This window comes from Sphingosinicella soli (genome assembly GCF_014199685.1).
In the GTDB taxonomy this organism is placed as follows: domain Bacteria; phylum Pseudomonadota; class Alphaproteobacteria; order Sphingomonadales; family Sphingomonadaceae; genus Sphingosinicella; species Sphingosinicella soli.
Genome location: NZ_JACHNZ010000001.1, coordinates 203,848 through 218,921 on the forward strand (window position 1 = coordinate 203,848; position 15,074 = coordinate 218,921).

Annotated in this window: 14 protein-coding genes; 3 read left to right on the forward strand and 11 right to left on the reverse strand. The window is 66.8% G+C overall.

Annotation, left to right across the window (positions count from 1 at the left end; all coding sequences use genetic code 11):
- Positions 1–50: 50 nt before the first annotated feature.
- Both GGQ98_RS01020 and GGQ98_RS01025 read right to left on the reverse strand, forming a co-directional pair.
- A complete protein-coding gene (locus tag GGQ98_RS01020; RefSeq protein ID WP_243451600.1) occupies positions 51–2,516 on the reverse strand; it encodes a hybrid sensor histidine kinase/response regulator in 2,466 nt (821 codons plus the stop codon).
- A gap of 93 nt (positions 2,517–2,609) precedes the next feature.
- Positions 2,610–2,816: a hypothetical protein gene (locus GGQ98_RS01025; protein WP_184063754.1), complete on the reverse strand. Its 207-nt coding sequence runs from the start codon at positions 2,814–2,816 to the stop codon at positions 2,610–2,612.
- A 118-nt stretch (positions 2,817–2,934) separates the two neighbouring features.
- Between GGQ98_RS01025 and GGQ98_RS01030 the strand changes: the two genes are divergently transcribed.
- A complete protein-coding gene (locus tag GGQ98_RS01030; protein WP_184063757.1) occupies positions 2,935–4,212 on the forward strand; it encodes an MFS transporter in 1,278 nt (425 codons plus the stop codon).
- Positions 4,209–5,123, forward strand: a complete 915-nt coding sequence (gene cysK / locus GGQ98_RS01035) for a cysteine synthase A (protein ID WP_184063760.1) — start codon at positions 4,209–4,211, stop codon at positions 5,121–5,123. The genes GGQ98_RS01030 and cysK overlap by 4 nt, the downstream gene beginning before the upstream one ends.
- On the opposite strand, the gene GGQ98_RS01040 is transcribed toward cysK, so the two are convergent.
- The 9 genes from GGQ98_RS01040 to GGQ98_RS01080 form a co-directional block, all read right to left on the reverse strand.
- A complete protein-coding gene (locus GGQ98_RS01040) occupies positions 5,090–6,109 on the reverse strand; it encodes a D-alanyl-D-alanine carboxypeptidase family protein (protein ID WP_184063762.1) in 1,020 nt (339 codons plus the stop codon). The genes cysK and GGQ98_RS01040 overlap by 34 nt on opposite strands.
- A 275-nt stretch (positions 6,110–6,384) precedes the next feature.
- The gene (locus tag GGQ98_RS01045; RefSeq protein WP_184063765.1) at positions 6,385–6,990 is read right to left on the reverse strand and encodes a F0F1 ATP synthase subunit B family protein; all 606 of its coding nucleotides are present in this window, start codon (positions 6,988–6,990) and stop codon (positions 6,385–6,387) included.
- Positions 6,991–6,999: 9 nt separating this feature from the next.
- A complete protein-coding gene (locus GGQ98_RS01050; RefSeq protein WP_184063768.1) occupies positions 7,000–7,482 on the reverse strand; it encodes a F0F1 ATP synthase subunit B family protein in 483 nt (160 codons plus the stop codon).
- An 84-nt stretch (positions 7,483–7,566) separates the two neighbouring features.
- A complete protein-coding gene (locus tag GGQ98_RS01055) occupies positions 7,567–7,791 on the reverse strand; it encodes a F0F1 ATP synthase subunit C (RefSeq protein WP_184063771.1) in 225 nt (74 codons plus the stop codon).
- Positions 7,792–7,836: 45 nt separating this feature from the next.
- Positions 7,837–8,565: a F0F1 ATP synthase subunit A gene (locus tag GGQ98_RS01060; RefSeq protein ID WP_184063774.1), complete on the reverse strand. Its 729-nt coding sequence runs from the start codon at positions 8,563–8,565 to the stop codon at positions 7,837–7,839.
- Positions 8,566–8,587: 22 nt separating this feature from the next.
- Entirely contained in the window at positions 8,588–8,887 is a 300-nt protein-coding gene (locus GGQ98_RS01065; protein WP_184063777.1) for an AtpZ/AtpI family protein, read from the reverse strand.
- Positions 8,888–9,064: 177 nt separating this feature from the next.
- Positions 9,065–12,520 carry an AAA family ATPase gene (locus GGQ98_RS01070; RefSeq protein WP_184063780.1) on the reverse strand — a complete coding sequence of 1,152 codons (3,456 nt, stop codon included), beginning with the start codon at positions 12,518–12,520 and terminating at the stop codon, positions 9,065–9,067.
- Positions 12,521–12,555: 35 nt separating this feature from the next.
- The gene (locus GGQ98_RS01075; RefSeq protein ID WP_184063783.1) at positions 12,556–13,326 is read right to left on the reverse strand and encodes a thioredoxin domain-containing protein; all 771 of its coding nucleotides are present in this window, start codon (positions 13,324–13,326) and stop codon (positions 12,556–12,558) included.
- A 104-nt stretch (positions 13,327–13,430) separates the two neighbouring features.
- Complete coding sequence (locus GGQ98_RS01080) at positions 13,431–13,925, reverse strand: DUF721 domain-containing protein (protein ID WP_243451601.1); 495 nt, start codon at positions 13,923–13,925, stop codon at positions 13,431–13,433.
- A gap of 26 nt (positions 13,926–13,951) precedes the next feature.
- On the opposite strand from GGQ98_RS01080, the gene mutY reads away from it, so the two are divergent.
- Positions 13,952–15,019 (forward strand): A/G-specific adenine glycosylase, encoded by a 1,068-nt coding sequence (mutY, locus tag GGQ98_RS01085; protein WP_184063789.1) that lies wholly within the window; start codon positions 13,952–13,954, stop codon positions 15,017–15,019.
- Positions 15,020–15,074 lie beyond the last annotated feature (55 nt).

Here is a 15,074-nt window from a genome sequence, read left to right on the forward strand (position 1 = left end):
GTACGCACTTTGTTCCAGGCGCGCAAGGCGGTTTGTTCTATTTTCGTTCTTTACTTGGCGGCGGCAGGTTCCGGCTTTGCGCGCGCCGTGCCGCGCGCGATCTCGTGCCGCACCTTGTCCGAAAGCTCCTGCACCGAGAATGGCTTGGCGAGGAACGCCACATCGGGAACGTCGATGGATTTCCTCAGCTGTTCTTCCGCGTAGCCCGACATGAAGATGATCTTGAGATCGGGAAAGGCCTTGCGGGCATGCTGAACAAGCGTCGGGCCGTCCATCGTCGGCATCACCACGTCGGAAATCAGCAGGTCGACGCCCTCGGGCATGCGCTCCAGGATCTCCAGGGCCTCCTCGCCGTGACCCGCCGTCAGCACCTCGTAGCCCTTGCGCGTCAGCGCGCGCTCGGCGACGGCGCGGACCATCGCTTCATCTTCCACCAGCAGGATCTTGCCCTGCCCCCACGGATCGCCGCCGTCCGCCTTCGCTGCCGCCGAAGCCGCCTCGGGGAGCGCCTCCTGCGCGGGCAGGTAGATCGTGAAGGTGGTGCCGCCGCCCGGCGTGCTGTCGGCGAAGATGTAGCCGCCCGACTGCTTGACGATGCCGTACACGGTAGACAGGCCGAGGCCGGTGCCGCGCCCGATCTCTTTCGTCGTGAAGAACGGTTCGAAGATCTTGCCGAGGATGTCCGGCGGAATACCCGTGCCCGTGTCCTTCACGCCGATCGCGACATATTCGGCCGACGGCATGCCTTCACGGTCGAGGCTCTTGGCCTCGCGCGCGGAGATCGCGAAGGTCGATATCGTCAGCTCGCCGCCTTCGGGCATCGCATCGCGCGCGTTCACGGCGAGGTTGACGATCACCTGCTCCATCTGGCCGGGGTCGGCGCGCACGGGCGCGAGGTTGCGTCCGTGCTTCACGGTCAGCGTCACCGTCTCGCCGAGCAGGCGCTTCAGCAGATGGCTGAGTTCGCCGACGATGTCGGAGACGTGGATAAGCTGCGGGCGCAGCGTCTGCTGGCGCGAGAAGGCGAGCAGCTGGCGCACGAGGTTCGCGGCGCGGTTCGCATTCTGGCGGATCTGGTTGATATCGTCGAAATCGCTGTCGCCGGGCGTGTGGCGCAGCAGCATGAGGTCGCAGTAACCGATAACGGCGGTCAGGATGTTGTTGAAATCGTGCGCGACGCCGCCCGCAAGCTGGCCCACCGCCTGCATCTTGGTCGCCTGCGCGATCTGCTTTTCAAGTTTGAGCTGTTCCTGATTGTCCTTGAGCGACAGCACGACGGCAGGGCCGCCGGCGCCCGGCGCCTTGCCGACGGTGAGAGCGACCGGCTCATCGGGCTTGTGCTTCAGGTGGACGCGAAGGTCGCGCGCGCGCTCGATCGAGGCGGCGGCGCGGCGCACGGCGTCCGACACCATCGTCTTGTCCTCGTCGATCACGAGGTCGCTCGGGTAGCGCAGTTCGCTTCCCGCCTCCACGCCTGCGATGGCGGCGAAACTTTCGTTCATGAACGTGAAGCGGCCGTCGCGGTCGGCGAGCGCGAGGCCGATCGGGAGCACCGAAAGCAGCGCGGGCAGGCTGTCGGGCACCCGGCTCGCCGCCTCTGCCGCCGCGCTGCCTTCGCGCAGGATCAGGAACACGTAAGCGCTTGTGCCCTGCTCCTTCTGGTTGCCGAGCGGCAGCTCGATCAGGCGCACGGGCAAACTGACGCCGCCGCCGGTTTTCATGCGGCGCGCACCGTCCTCACCGGCTTCGAGGATGTCGACAAGGTTTGTCGGCGCGCGCCCGGATCCGCCGCTTATCAGGGTCTTGAACGCGCCGTTTGCCGTGATGATCTCGCCCGACGGGTCGGCCATCACGATCATCAGCCCCGCGCTGCCCAGCCAGATGCCTGCGGGCCCTTCGAGCAGCGCAACCGTATCGTCCATCGCCTTTTCGGCGGTTCCGCGCCGCAGCGTCCACAGCAGATAGCTTCGCGCCGCATCGGCGGGCCGCACCGAAATGCGCAGCCTGCGCAGCGCGCCGCCGACGGACTGCTGGATCTCTGCAAAGCCGTTGCCGTCGCGCCGCGCCTGTTCGGCGATGTTGGCAAGCCGGCTGCGGCTCGCCTCGTCCGCGCCCGCGAGGTCGAAGGGCGAGGGATAGCCGTCGCAGCGCGTGCCGTAGGCCGCGTTCGCGCAGACGAGCTTGCCTTCCGTGTCCGTGACGGCGAGCGCATCGCTGCGCGAATCGAGCGCTGTCCGCATCATCGTCCAGTCGATGCCGCCGGCGCCGCGGCGCGCCCTTCCCAGCGCCGAGAAATACGCAACGACCGTCGAGGCGAGAATCATCGCGGCGTAAAGCGCCGCGATCTCCCAGGAATCCATTGTCCAGCCGACAAGCACGGTCGAAACGAGCCCGAGCAGCACCGCGCCGGCAATCACGATCGCCATATGACGCTGCGCGCCCGGCAGACGCGGCCACTCGATAGGATCGGGTAGATCCTCCATGCGGGGTTTGGAGCGGGAGTCGCTGCGCGTCATCATCGTGTCGTGGTCATCCGCGCAAGCCGCCGCCCGGTCAAGTCCGCGTGCGCGGAACGGATGCAGCGCCGGGGCGGCCAGCCGATCGACACCTCAGGCGGGCGCCCGAAGCAGGTCGCGGTAGGCGGAGATCAGCCGATCGTCGGCAAGGCAGATGGCGGTCGCGGCGACGGGTCTTTGCACCCTCGGCATCGCGGGCGCCGCCTCTGCCGGTATCGCATGTCGCGCGCGCCGGGCACGAAACATGCCCCGGAGCTTCGCGCCGATGATTTCGGCAAGGCTGAGACCGCGTTCCGTCATGCGCGATTTTCGCCGGTTCACGGATAATTTCGCGTTAACTCCGACAGGAAGATTTTCCCGTCAGCCCAGCAGTTTCTCTGCTTTGCACAAAGCCGGGCAGCGGTCTAAGCGCATGGCCATGACCGCGCCCGCCGCCGAGGATAAAACGTCCGTCTTCGCGATACCCGATTATCGCTATTTCTTTATCACCAAGCTCGCCTCCACGACTTCGCAGATGATCCTGGTGATCGTGATCGGGTGGATGGTCTACGATATCGCGCGCGAGACGATGCCGGAGCGCGAGGCCGCTTTCCTGCTCGGCATGGTCGGCCTTGCGCAGTTCCTGCCGCTGTTCGTGCTGTCGCTCGTTGTCGGCTACATTGCGGACCGCATGGACCGCCGCTACATCGTGCGCGGCGCGCTCGCGCTTGAAATGCTGTGCGCCGCTTGGCTCGGGGCGCTCGAACTTACCGGGGGCATCACGATTCCGGCGCTGTTCATGGTGGCGGCGCTGCTGGGTGTGGGTCGCGCCTTTGCCTCGCCCGCGCTGTCGGCGCTCGCGCCCAATCTCGTGCCGGTGCGGATGCTGCCCACGGCGATCGCGTGGAATTCGATCGGCTGGCAGGTCGGCGCGATCGGCGGCCCGGCGCTCGGCGGTTATCTCTATGCGGCGAACTCCGCCGCGCCGCTGGTCGTCTCCGCAGCGATGCTGACGATCAGCCTGGTGGCGATGTTCCTGATCTCGCGCGTGCCCCTGCCGACCACGGAAGCGGTGGCCAATCCGATCGAATCGGTGATGAACGGATTGCGCTACGTGCGCGACAACAAGATCGTGCTGGGCGCGATCTCGCTCGATCTCTTCGCGGTTCTGCTCGGCGGCGTCACCGCGCTGTTGCCGGTCTATGCGCGCGACATCCTCGCGGTCGGGCCGGAAGGTCTCGGCCATCTGCGCGCCGCACCCGCCGTGGGCGCTGCGCTCGTGGCGCTCTGGCTGTCGCGGCGGCCGATCGCGCGCCATGTCGGCGTCAAGATGTTCGTGTGCGTTGCGATTTTCGGCATCGCCATCGTGGTTTTCGGCCTGTCACGCGACCTCTGGCTGTCGCTGGGGGCGCTCGGCGTGCTCGGCGCGGCCGACATGGTGAGTGTCTATGTCCGCACCACGCTCATCCAGATCTACACGCCCGATGCGATGCGCGGCCGCGTATCCTCTGTTTCGATGCTGTTCGTCTCGGCATCGAACGAGCTTGGCGAAGCCCGCTCCGGCCTCACGGCCGCCCTCGTCGGACCCGTCGAGTCGGTGGTGATCGGCGGTGTGGGCACGATCATCGTCACCATTCTGTGGGCTTGGCGCTTTCCAGAACTGCGCCGAGCCGATACTTTCGAGGTTCCGGGCGCACTCAAGGAGAGACCGACATGAAGGCATCAAGCATATTGGAGACGATCGGCGGCACCCCGCACATCCGGGTGAACCGCCTGTTCGGGGCGGATGCATCGGTATGGGTGAAATCGGAACGCTCGAACCCCGGCGGATCGATCAAGGACCGCATCGCGCTCACCATGATCGAGGACGCGGAAGCCTCCGGCGCGCTGAAGCCCGGCGGCATCATCGTGGAACCGACCTCCGGCAACACCGGCATCGGCCTTGCCATGGTTGCGGCGGTAAAAGGCTACCGCCTGGTGCTCGTCATGCCGGAATCGATGTCGCTCGAACGTCGGCGCCTCATGCTGGCCTACGGCGCCACGTTCGATCTGACGCCGCGCGAAAAGGGCATGAAGGGCGCCATCGAGCGCGCGGTCGAGATCGTCGGCTCCACGCCCGGCGCCTGGATGCCGCAGCAGTTCGAAAACCCGGCGAACGTCACCGCGCACGTGAAGACGACAACACAGGAAATCCTCGCCGACTTCCCCGATGGGCTCGATGCGATCATCACCGGCGTCGGCACCGGCGGCCACATCACCGCCTGCGCCAAGGTGCTGAAGCCGAAGATGCCCGGGCTGAAGGTCTATGCCGTGGAGCCGACGCTCTCTCCCGTGCTTTCGGGCGGTCAGCCGGGTCCGCACCCGATCCAGGGCATCGGCGCGGGCTTCGTGCCGGGCGTGATGGATACCGCGCTGCTCGACGGCATCATCCAGGTCGCGCCGGACGACGCCAAGGAAATGGCCCGCCGCTCCGCGCGCGAGGAAGGCACGCTCGTCGGCATCTCATCGGGCGCCACGCTCGCCGCGATCCGCCAGCATCTTGAAAAGAACCCGAAGCACCGCGTGCTCGGCTTCAACTACGATACGGGCGAGCGCTATTTGTCGGTGCCGGACTTCTTGCCGGAGTGAACCGCCGGAGCCGGGGGGGGCGTCTGGTCGCGGCGGATCGCGCTGCGCCAGACGCTGACATCGTCGGATGAGCCCTGTTCGGTGACCGCCTGCTGGAAATCCAGCAGCTGCGGCACTTCGTTCATCGACATGGCGACCGTCAGATGCTCGCCCTGGCGGCGCTTCTTCATCACGTCGAAGCCCGACGCGAGCAGCGCCTCGATATTGTTGTTGCGCGCGGCGGACGTCGGCGCGCCGAGCACCACCGCGATCAGCCGCCTGCCGTCGCGCACGGCCGTCGCCGCCAGCGTGAAGCCCGAAGCATTGGTGTAGCCCGTCTTGATGCCGTCAAGACCGGCAAACTTGCCGAGCAGCTTGTTGTGGTTGGGCAGGAGCGTGCCCTGGAAGTTATACTGCTGCTCCGAGAAATACGGATAATATTGCGGAAAATCGCGGATCAGCGCCTTTGAAAGCGTGGCGAGATCGCGCGCCGTCGTGTGATGCGCGGCGTTCGGCAGGCCCGAGGCGTTGAAGAACGCCGTGCTGTTCATGCCGAGTTCCTTCGCCTTCTCGGTCATGGCACGGGCAAACACCACTTCGGAACCGTCCAGCCGCTCGGCCATCGCGACCGCCACGTCGTTCGCGGATTTTGTGGTCAGAACGCGGATCGCCTGTTCCACCGTGATCCAGCCGCCGCGCGGAATGCCCAGCTTGGATGGCGGCTGCGCGGACGCATTGGCCGAGAAAAACACCTTGTCGGTCAGCTTGAGTTCTTTGCGCTCCAGCGCATCGAAGGTGAGGTAGAGCGTCATCACCTTGGTGATCGAGGCGGGGTGCCGGGCTTCATCGGGGTTGCGCGCATAGAGCACTTCCCCGCTGTCCGCATCGACGAGGATCGCCGCATACTTGGAAACCGAAACGAGACTTGCAGCCGTAGCGGGCTGGGACGCGAGCGGCGCGCCGACCAGAACCGAAACCACCAACGCGACGATCAGATGCAATCGCATGATCGTAATCTCCCTCCCGCCGCCTGCGCCCCCGCGCAGACTACTCAACTCCACTATCCGGCCAGAATGAGGCAAATGCGCCATTCTGAAAAGCCCTTAAGGCGAACCGAACCGAAACGTGCGACGATCCGAGTCAATTCCGCGCTGTTCTGAATCCAGCGCGCCCTGAACGCAAGATTGCGGATTCAAACTTAAGAAGCGCTGAACGCCGCATAAACGAAAAGGGCCGGAGCGCTTCCGCGCCCCGACCCTCTAAAATCGGTATGGAACGAGACTTAATGCAGACGGCGCTCGAGTTCGCTGATCGCGGCGTCGGTCAGTTTGGTTTTCGTCGCCTTGTCCGTGGTCTCGGCGATGATGCGCGCGGCGGCGGCTGTCGCAAGCGTGGCGGCGCGGGCGCGAAGGTCGGCTTCCGCGGCGCGTTCGGCAGCGCCGATCTTCGCTTCCGCCATCGCGGTGCGGCGCGTGACCATCGTTTCCGCGTTCTTCTGGGCGGCGACGGTGATCTGCTCGGCTTCCTGCTTCGCGTGCGCGATGATCGCCGCAGCGTCCTTTTCGCCCTGTGCTTCGCGCGTTTTTGCTGCGGCGAGCAGCGCTTCGGCTTCCTCGCGCAGCGTCTTCGCCTCCGCAAGCTGCGCCTTCACCAGCGCGATACGGGCATCCAAGCCCTGCGCGATCAGCTTCGGCGCCTTCATCACGAAGATCGCGACCAGGAAGAAGAGCGTGATGCTGACGTAAACCCAGCCCGTTGCATCAAGGCCGAGGAGAACCGCATGTTCGTCCTGCGCGGTCTGCTGAACGACGGTCGCAGTCGTCTGCTCGGCCTCGCCTGCGCTCAGCGGCACATCGACAGGGGTCACATCACCGGCGGGAACTTGCATGGCGTTATCCTACGAAAGGCTCGCGTCGACCGCGGCCCTGGCTTCGAGCGCACCGGGGCGAACACCCGTCAGGCGTTCGACGACATCGGCCGCAGCCTCGCCCGCCGCGGCGTCGATCTCGCCGAGCGCCTTGGCACGCGCATCGGAAATGCGCGCTTCCGCAGAGGAAAGGCGGGCGTTCAGTTCGGCATCGACCGCAGCAAGTCGGGCCTCGTTTTCACGGGCCGTGACCGCCTTGGCCTCCGCAACCACGCCGGTCGCGGCGTCGCGGGACTTGGCGAGCACCGCATTATAGGCCTCGCCCGTCGTCTCGGCGGCGGTGTGCGCCACTTGTGCTGCCGAAAGGTCTGCCGCGATGATGCTGGCGCGTTCGTCGACGACCTTGCCGATTTTCGGCAGCGTCAGGCGGACGACGCCGAAGTACAGGATGGCGAAGGTGATCGCCAGCCAGAACATCTGCGGCAGAAAATTGGACGGGTCGAACTGTGGCATGACTTACCCCGATGCGAATCCGGCTGAACGATCAAAAGGGCGCGCACCGGCACGATAACCGCGCCGGTGCAGAGCCCTTGTGGATCAACCGAACGCGAGCGCGAGCGCGACGACGGCGGCGATCAGGCCGAGCGCCTCGGTCACGGCGAAGCCGAAGATCAGACGGCCGCCGAGCTTGTCGGCAGCGGCAGGGTTGCGCAGCGCACCCTGCAGGAACTGGCCGAAAATCGTGCCCACGCCGATGGCGGCAATGCCCGCACCGATAGCAGCGAGACCGGCACCGATGAGCTTGGCTGATGCGATATCCATGTTGAGAACCCTTCCGTTAACTAAGCTAGCGTGATTGCGTGGAAACTAGTGAAGATTGACCGCGTCGTTCAGGTAGATCGACGTCAGCAGTGCGAAAACATAGGCCTGCACGACCGCGATCATCACTTCAAGCGCGGTGAGCGCCACATTGACGCCGAGCGGCAGCACACCGAACACGCCGAGGCTGACGACGAAACCGCCGAACACCTTCAGCAGAACGTGACCCGCGGTCATGTTCGCGAACAACCGGATCGCCAGTGTGAACGGCCGCGACAGGAACGAGACGAACTCGATCGCCGTCACCAGCGGCAGCAGCACGATCGGGCAGTCCTTGGGAATGAACAGCGAGAAGAAATGCAGCCCGTGACGGGCGAAACCGATCCCGATCACCACGATGAAGACGAGCGCGGCGAGGCCGAACGTCACCGCGATGTGGCTGGTCGGCGTGAAGGCGCCCACAAAGGGCAGCAGGCCGAGCAGGTTGCAGCCGAGCACGAAGATGAAGAGTGCGAACACCAGCGGCACATACCTGCGCCCTTCCGGCCCGACGTTTTCCGCAAGCATGTTGCGGATGAACTCTTCGAGATACTCGACGGATGCCTGCCAGCGCCCGGGGACGAGCTTGGGGGCGGCCGTGCCGATGAAGAGGAAACCCGCGACCGTGACGAGCGCGATCATCATCCACAGCGACGAATTCGTGAACGAGACGTCATAGCCGCCAAGCTCGATCGCGCTGAGCGTCTTGATCTCGAACTGTTCCATCGGGTTCGCCATTGAAAGCCCGCGCTCCTGAACCTTAGTTGTTGTCGTCCGGGTTGCCGTCGAAGTCGCCGCTCTTGCGCATCACCGTGCGCAGACCGGCGCCGAAGCCGAGCAAAAAGAACAGGATCATTCCGTAAGGCCCCGTTCCGAACCAGCCGTCGACCAGCCAGCCGAAAAAGGCGCCCACGAGGATCGCACCGATGAACTCGATGGCGATCGACCAGCCCCTGTTCTCTTCCCGTTTTAGCCCGTCACGCTTCGGTTCGGCCCGCTCTTTCGCCTCTGCAAGCCGGCGACCGAGATCGCCGGGATCGATACGTCGGTCATCTGCCAACGATCATCTCCATGCCAAAGGACGGTTGGAACGGTCCACCCGAAACGCATGCCGTTTCCGGCAAGCGACGAGACGCCGGAGCCGAAACCCCGAACGCGAGCGCACGTTTAGTGGCGGGTTTTCGCCAAGTCAACGCTCGCCTTGCCGCAGCGCGGCATAGCGTCCGCAAGGGCACGCTTACTCCGCCGCAAGCAGCGTTTCGGCGCGGCCGAGGTCGACGGAAACAAGCTGGCTGACGCCCTTTTCGCCCATCGTCACGCCGTACAGGCGGTGCATGCGGCTCATGGTGACGGCGTTGTGCGTCACGATCAGGAAGCGGGTGTCCGTCAATGTCGTCATGCGGTCCAGAAGATCGCAGAAACGCTCGATATTGGCGTCGTCGAGCGGCGCGTCGACCTCGTCGAGCACGCAGATCGGCGCGGGGTTGGTCAGGAACAGCGCGAAGATCAGCGCGATGGCGGTCAGCGCCTGCTCGCCGCCCGACAGCAGCGTAAGCGATTGCAGCTTCTTGCCCGGCGGCTGCGCCATGATTTCGAGCCCGGCTTCGAGCGGATCATCCGATTCGATGAGTTCGAGCCGCGCCTCGCCGCCGCCGAACAGGCTGGTGAAGAGGTCGCCGAAGTGGCGGTTCACCTCCTCGAACGCGGTGAGCAATCGCGCGCGGCCTTCGCGGTTCAGCGAGCCGATGCTGCCGCGCAGGCGGGCGATGGCGGTTTCCAGTTCCTCGCGCTCGGATGTCGAGGTGGTGAGCGTCGTCTCGATCTCTTCAAGCTCGACATCGGCGCGCAGGTTCACCGGCCCCATGCGTTCGCGCTCGCCGGTCAGCCGGTCGAGCCCGGAGGTCAGCGTTTCGGTGTCCTCCATGTTCTCGTCGCTGAATTCGAAGCGCGCAGGCAGCATCTGCGGCGAGCACTGGAAGCGCTCCACCGACAGGCGGTTGATCTCGGTGCGCCGGTGCTCGCAGTTTTCGACGCGCACCTCGATGCGCCCGCGCTCCTCGCGCAGCGTCGAGAGGATTTCGGTCGCCTCGCGCGCTTCGCCGTCGATGGTGCGCAGGCCGCTTTCCGCTTCCGCAAGCCGGTCCGCCGCGCCCCGGCGCGCGGCCTCCGCGTCGGCGAGATCGCCCGCGAGCCGCGCCTGCCGCTCGGCGATGGCGGCGGGCACATCGGCGATTTCGGCGATGGTCGCGTTCGCCGCAGCGATTCGGGCCGCAAGCTCCTCGCGCTGTGCCGTGCTGCCGGAGATGCGGCGCTCCCACGCCTCGCGCTCGGCACTGATCGCGTCGCGCCGCGCGGTATCGCTTTGCAGCCCGCGCTGCAGCGCGACATGCTCGGCGCGCGCCGTGGCGAGATCGGAGCGGTGCGCGTCGGCTGTGTTGCGCGCCGCCGTCACGGCTTCGGTCAGCCCTTCGGCGCCCGGAACATCGAGCAGCGCGGCATCCAGCGCCTGCACCTTCTCGCTGGATTCGGCGATCTGATCGTTCGCGCGCGTCACCGCAGCCGCCAACGCTTCGAGCTGCGCGGCCCGCCGCTCGACCTCGCCGGCGAGCTGCGACATCGTCTTCGCCGCATCGGCGCGGGCGGTTTCGGCGCGGCGCAGCGCCTGGCGTTCGGCGTCGATCGCGGAGGCGGTTTCAGCAACCACGGCGCGCGCGGCGGCCAGTTCGGTATCGAGCGCTTCCACCGACGCCTCGGCATCGGGCATCAGCGCCTCGACCTCGGCGAGCCGGTTGCGCTGGCGCAGCTTTTCCGCAGCGGCGCTGCCGTCGCCCGCCTCGGTGCGGAAGCCGTCCCAGCGGATCATGCGGCCTGCGGTCGTGACGAGGCGCTGGCCCACGGAGAGCTTCGCCGCCATCCGGTCCAGCATGTCGTCGTCGACAATACCGATCTGCGCGGCGCGGCGCGCGACTTCCTCTGGCGCGTCGATTACGTCGGAGAGCGGCCGCGCGCCTGCCGGAAGCGCCGGATCCCATTCGCCCTTGATCGCCCCGCCCCAGCGGCGTCCGCTTTCGCCGCCCACGGGCGCTGCCGTGTCGTCGCCGAGCGAGGCCGCGAACGCCGCCTCGAAACCCTTCGTCACGCGCACGCGGTCGATCAGCGGCTCGGCGTCACCGCTGCGGCTCGCCGCCAGCGAGCGCTGGAGCGACTGCCGCTCGCCCGTAAGCGCGGAGAGCGCTGCCTGCGCCTCGCCGCGTTTCGCCTGCGCCGCCTCGCGCGCGGTCTCCGCTCCCGCGCGGCGTTCCTCGCCGGTCGCGATGGCGGCAGACGCGCGCTCGGCCTCGGCCTCGGCGTCCCTGGCGCGCGCTTCGGCGGCAATCAGACGCTCACCCGCGTCATCGCCCTGCGCGGCGGCGGCCTGCGCGGCGAGCGTGCGGGTCTTTTCGGAGTCGGCGCGGGCGATCTGCGAGCGCAGCGCGGAAAGCTCGGCCTCGATCGCGCGGCGCTGGCCCTGCGCCTCGGCCTGCGCGGCGAGTGCGTCGCCGAGCGTGCGCTGATCGGCCTCGACCACGCCTTCAAGATCGGTGATCCGCGCTTCCGCCGGGCCGAGCGCAGCCTGCGCCTCGGCGAGCCGGGCCGCGATCGCCGCATCTTCGGCTGCAAGCCGTTCGAGCGCGGCGCGGGCATCGTGGTTCAGCGCATCCTCGCGCGCGATGTCGCGCTCCGCCGCCTCGCGGCGTGTCTCCGCCTCACGACGGCGGCGTTCGACTTCGTTAAGCTCGGCGTTCAGCGAATCGCGCGAGAGCTTCAGCCGCTGCAGGATCGCCGCAGCCTCGGCCTCGGCCTCGCGCAGCGGCGGCAGGTTCGCGGCGGCATCCGCTTGCCGCGCCGAGATCGCCGCGCCGAGCCGGGTCGCATCCTCGATCTTCCCGCGCAGCGCTTCGGCTTCGGCCTTCGCCGCATTCGCGTCGGCGGTCGCCTCGCAGGCCTTCGCGTAGAGCAGCATCGCCTCGGCGATACGGATCTGCTCGGAGATTTTTTTATACCGCTCCGCCTGCCGCGCCTGCCGTTTCAGGTTCGCGGCCTGCGTGCTGAGGCCCTGCAGCACATCGTCGAGCCGGGTGAGATTCGTTTCAGCCGCGCGCAGCCGCTGCTCGGCGTCCTTGCGGCGCACGTGCAGCCCCGCGATCCCCGCCGCTTCTTCGAGAAGCTGGCGACGATCCTGCGGCTTCGCGGCGATGATCGCGCCGATGCGCCCCTGGCTGACGAGCGCGGGCGAATGCGCGCCGGTCGCCGCGTCGGCGAACAGCAGCTGCACATCCTTCTGGCGCACGTCGCGGCCGTTGACCCGGTATGCGGAGCCGAGCCCACGCTCGATGTGGCGGACGATTTCCAGATCATCCGAATCGTTGAACTGCGCGGGCGCGCGGCGGCTGGAATTGTCGAGGTGGAGCGTCACGTGCGCGGCATCGCGCGCCGGGCGGCGATCGGTGCCCGCGAAGATCACGTCTTCCATGCCGCCGCCGCGCATGGATTTGGCGCTCGATTCGCCCATCACCCAGCGGATGGCTTCAAGGAGGTTCGATTTGCCGCAGCCGTTCGGCCCGACAACGCCCGTCAGCCCATCCTCGATCCTGAGTTCCACAGGATCGACGAAGGATTTGAATCCGGCGAGTCTAAGCCGCCTGAAATGCACGCGTCCCCCGCTCTCTCACGTCCCCACGCGTCACGCTACTTCACGGCATCCTTCAGCAGCGGCTCCAGATCCGCCCAGCTGTGCACGCCTTCCAGCCCCTTGCCGTTCAGAACGAATGCGGGCGTGCCCGTCACCTTGTACTGTTCGACTGCGGTTTTGCGGATCGTTTCCAGATGGCCGCGCTGCGTCGCATCGGTCAGGCAGGCGCGGAACTTCGATTCCGGTATGCCCCGCGCGCGCACGAACGCGTCCAGCCCGCCGAGCTTTGCGTAGGTCACGACCTGATCGTCCGGCGACATCGATTGCAGAGACGCCGTCTGCGCCTCGGTGAGCTTGGTGAACGGCTCGATCCAGGCCTGCTGGTTCTTGAAGAACGCATCGGAAAGCCCGAAGAACGCGCCCGGCCCCTGGCAGCGCGAGAGCATCGTGGCGCCGTAGTCCGCCGGGTTCAGCACGAAGTTGCGGAACTCGTAGTAAACCTTGCCGGTGGCGACATATTGCCCCTTGATGGTGGGCATCGCCATTTCATGGAAATCGCGGCAATGCGGGCAGGTGAGCGAGGCGAACTCGATCAGCTTCACCGGCGCATCGGGGTTGCCGATGCTGAAGCCGCCGTCGGGCGTCGCGGCGATCGTCTCCAGCCAGTTATTGGCCTTTGCTGCCGGCGCGGTCCCCGTCGACTTCGCCGTCGCGGGCGCGCTCGCGGCTTTACTGCCCGCGGCTTCGGAGGAGTCCTGCCCGCAGGCGGAGAGCACTGCGACAGCACCGAACAAACACAAGGCCTTGAACCGCACTTTTCTCAACATCTGGTAGCCTACCCTTGAAAAAGCCCAATACCTGCCACGGATACGGGTAGCGCACTATGGCGAGGCGCGCCTCCCAAGTCAAAGCCGATCAACGCCCCGCAGCGCTATCGAATGACCGGCGGGCCTTTCGTCGCGCCCATCTGCCGGGCAAGATCCTCGAGACTCTGCCGCAGCCCCTGATCCGCGATCGTCTTCAGGCTGCCCGCGATGTCTTCCGGCACTTCGCCGGGTGTCTGCACGGTCGTTCCCGCCGTCTGCGCGGCCGCCACCATGCCCTGCCGGATCGCGATGCGGACGATCGCATCATAGCCGAAAAAGCGGTTGACGCGTTCGATGATCTGCGGCGCGACATGCTGGATCATCAGCGCGTGCGAGCCGCTTGCGGAAAGATTCAGCGTGCCGCCGCTGCGCTTGCCGTGCGGGAAGGTCAGCGATTCGGGCGTTGAATGCCGCGCGTAATCGGGGCCGACGATTTCGGGCCAGCGCGCCACGACCGCGCTGTCGACGAACCCGAAGCGGCGAAAGGCCTTGCGCCCCACGAGCGGGACGAGTTCGGCGACCGACCTGCTTCCGCCCCTTCTGTCGCCCGGTTTCCTCATGGGGAAACCCATGCCATAGGCGCGCCATGCCCGCCAAGGAAATCGCCCCGAAAGATATCGCCCCCAAGGACATCGCGGCGCCGCTGCTCGCCTGGTACGATCGCGCGCACCGCCGCCTGCCGTGGCGCGCGCCGCCGGGCGCGAACGCCGCCGATCCCTATCGCGTCTGGCTGTCGGAGATCATGCTCCAGCAGACGACCGTTGCGGCCGTCATCCCTTATTTCGAGCATTTCACGTCGCGCTGGCCCACGGTGGAGGCGCTTGCCGCCGCTGAAGACGGAGACGTGCTCGCCGCGTGGGCGGGCCTCGGCTATTATGCCCGCGCCCGCAACCTCATCGCCTGCGCGCGCGCCGTGGCAAGCGAACACGGCGGCCGTTTTCCCGAAACCGAAGCGGCGCTGCGCGGGCTTCCCGGCGTCGGCGCCTACACTTCGGCGGCGATCGCGGCGATCGCGTTCGGGCAGCGCGCCGTCGTCGTGGACGGCAACGTCGAGCGTGTCGTCGCCCGGCTGTTCGCGGTCGAGACACCCCTGCCCGCCGCCAGGCCGCAGCTTCGCGCGCTTGCCGACACGATCACGCCCGGCGCGCGCGCTGGCGATTTCGCGCAGGCGATGATGGATCTCGGCGCCACGGTCTGCCGCCCCCGCTCTCCCGATTGCCTCGTCTGTCCGCTGGTCGTGTCCTGCGATTCGGCGCGGCGCGGCATCGCCGATGCGCTGCCCGCGAAGACGCCGAAGCCGCCACGCCCCACGCGCTATGCCAATGTTTATGTGCTTCGCGATGCCGACGAGGTTATGCTGGTCCGCCGCCCGCCGCGCGGACTTCTGGGGGGCATGCTGGGCCTGCCGATGAGCGAGATTGCCGACACCCCGGCTCCCGACAACGCCCACCCCGGCGCGCCCGCCGCCGTCCGCTGGACGCGCAGCGCAAGACCGGTAACCCACGTATTCACGCATTTCGAGTTGCATCTTGCCGTTTTTTCAGGCGATCTGTCCGGCATAACGAAACCGTCGGGGGATTGGCGTGTGGCAAATAAATCTGCCGCGCGGGATTTGCCGACGTTGTTTCGTAAAGCATTGGACTTTGTAGTATGAGATTGATTTTAGCCGCCTTGTAACGGCGTACGCCTGATCGGAGTGAGATTTGTCG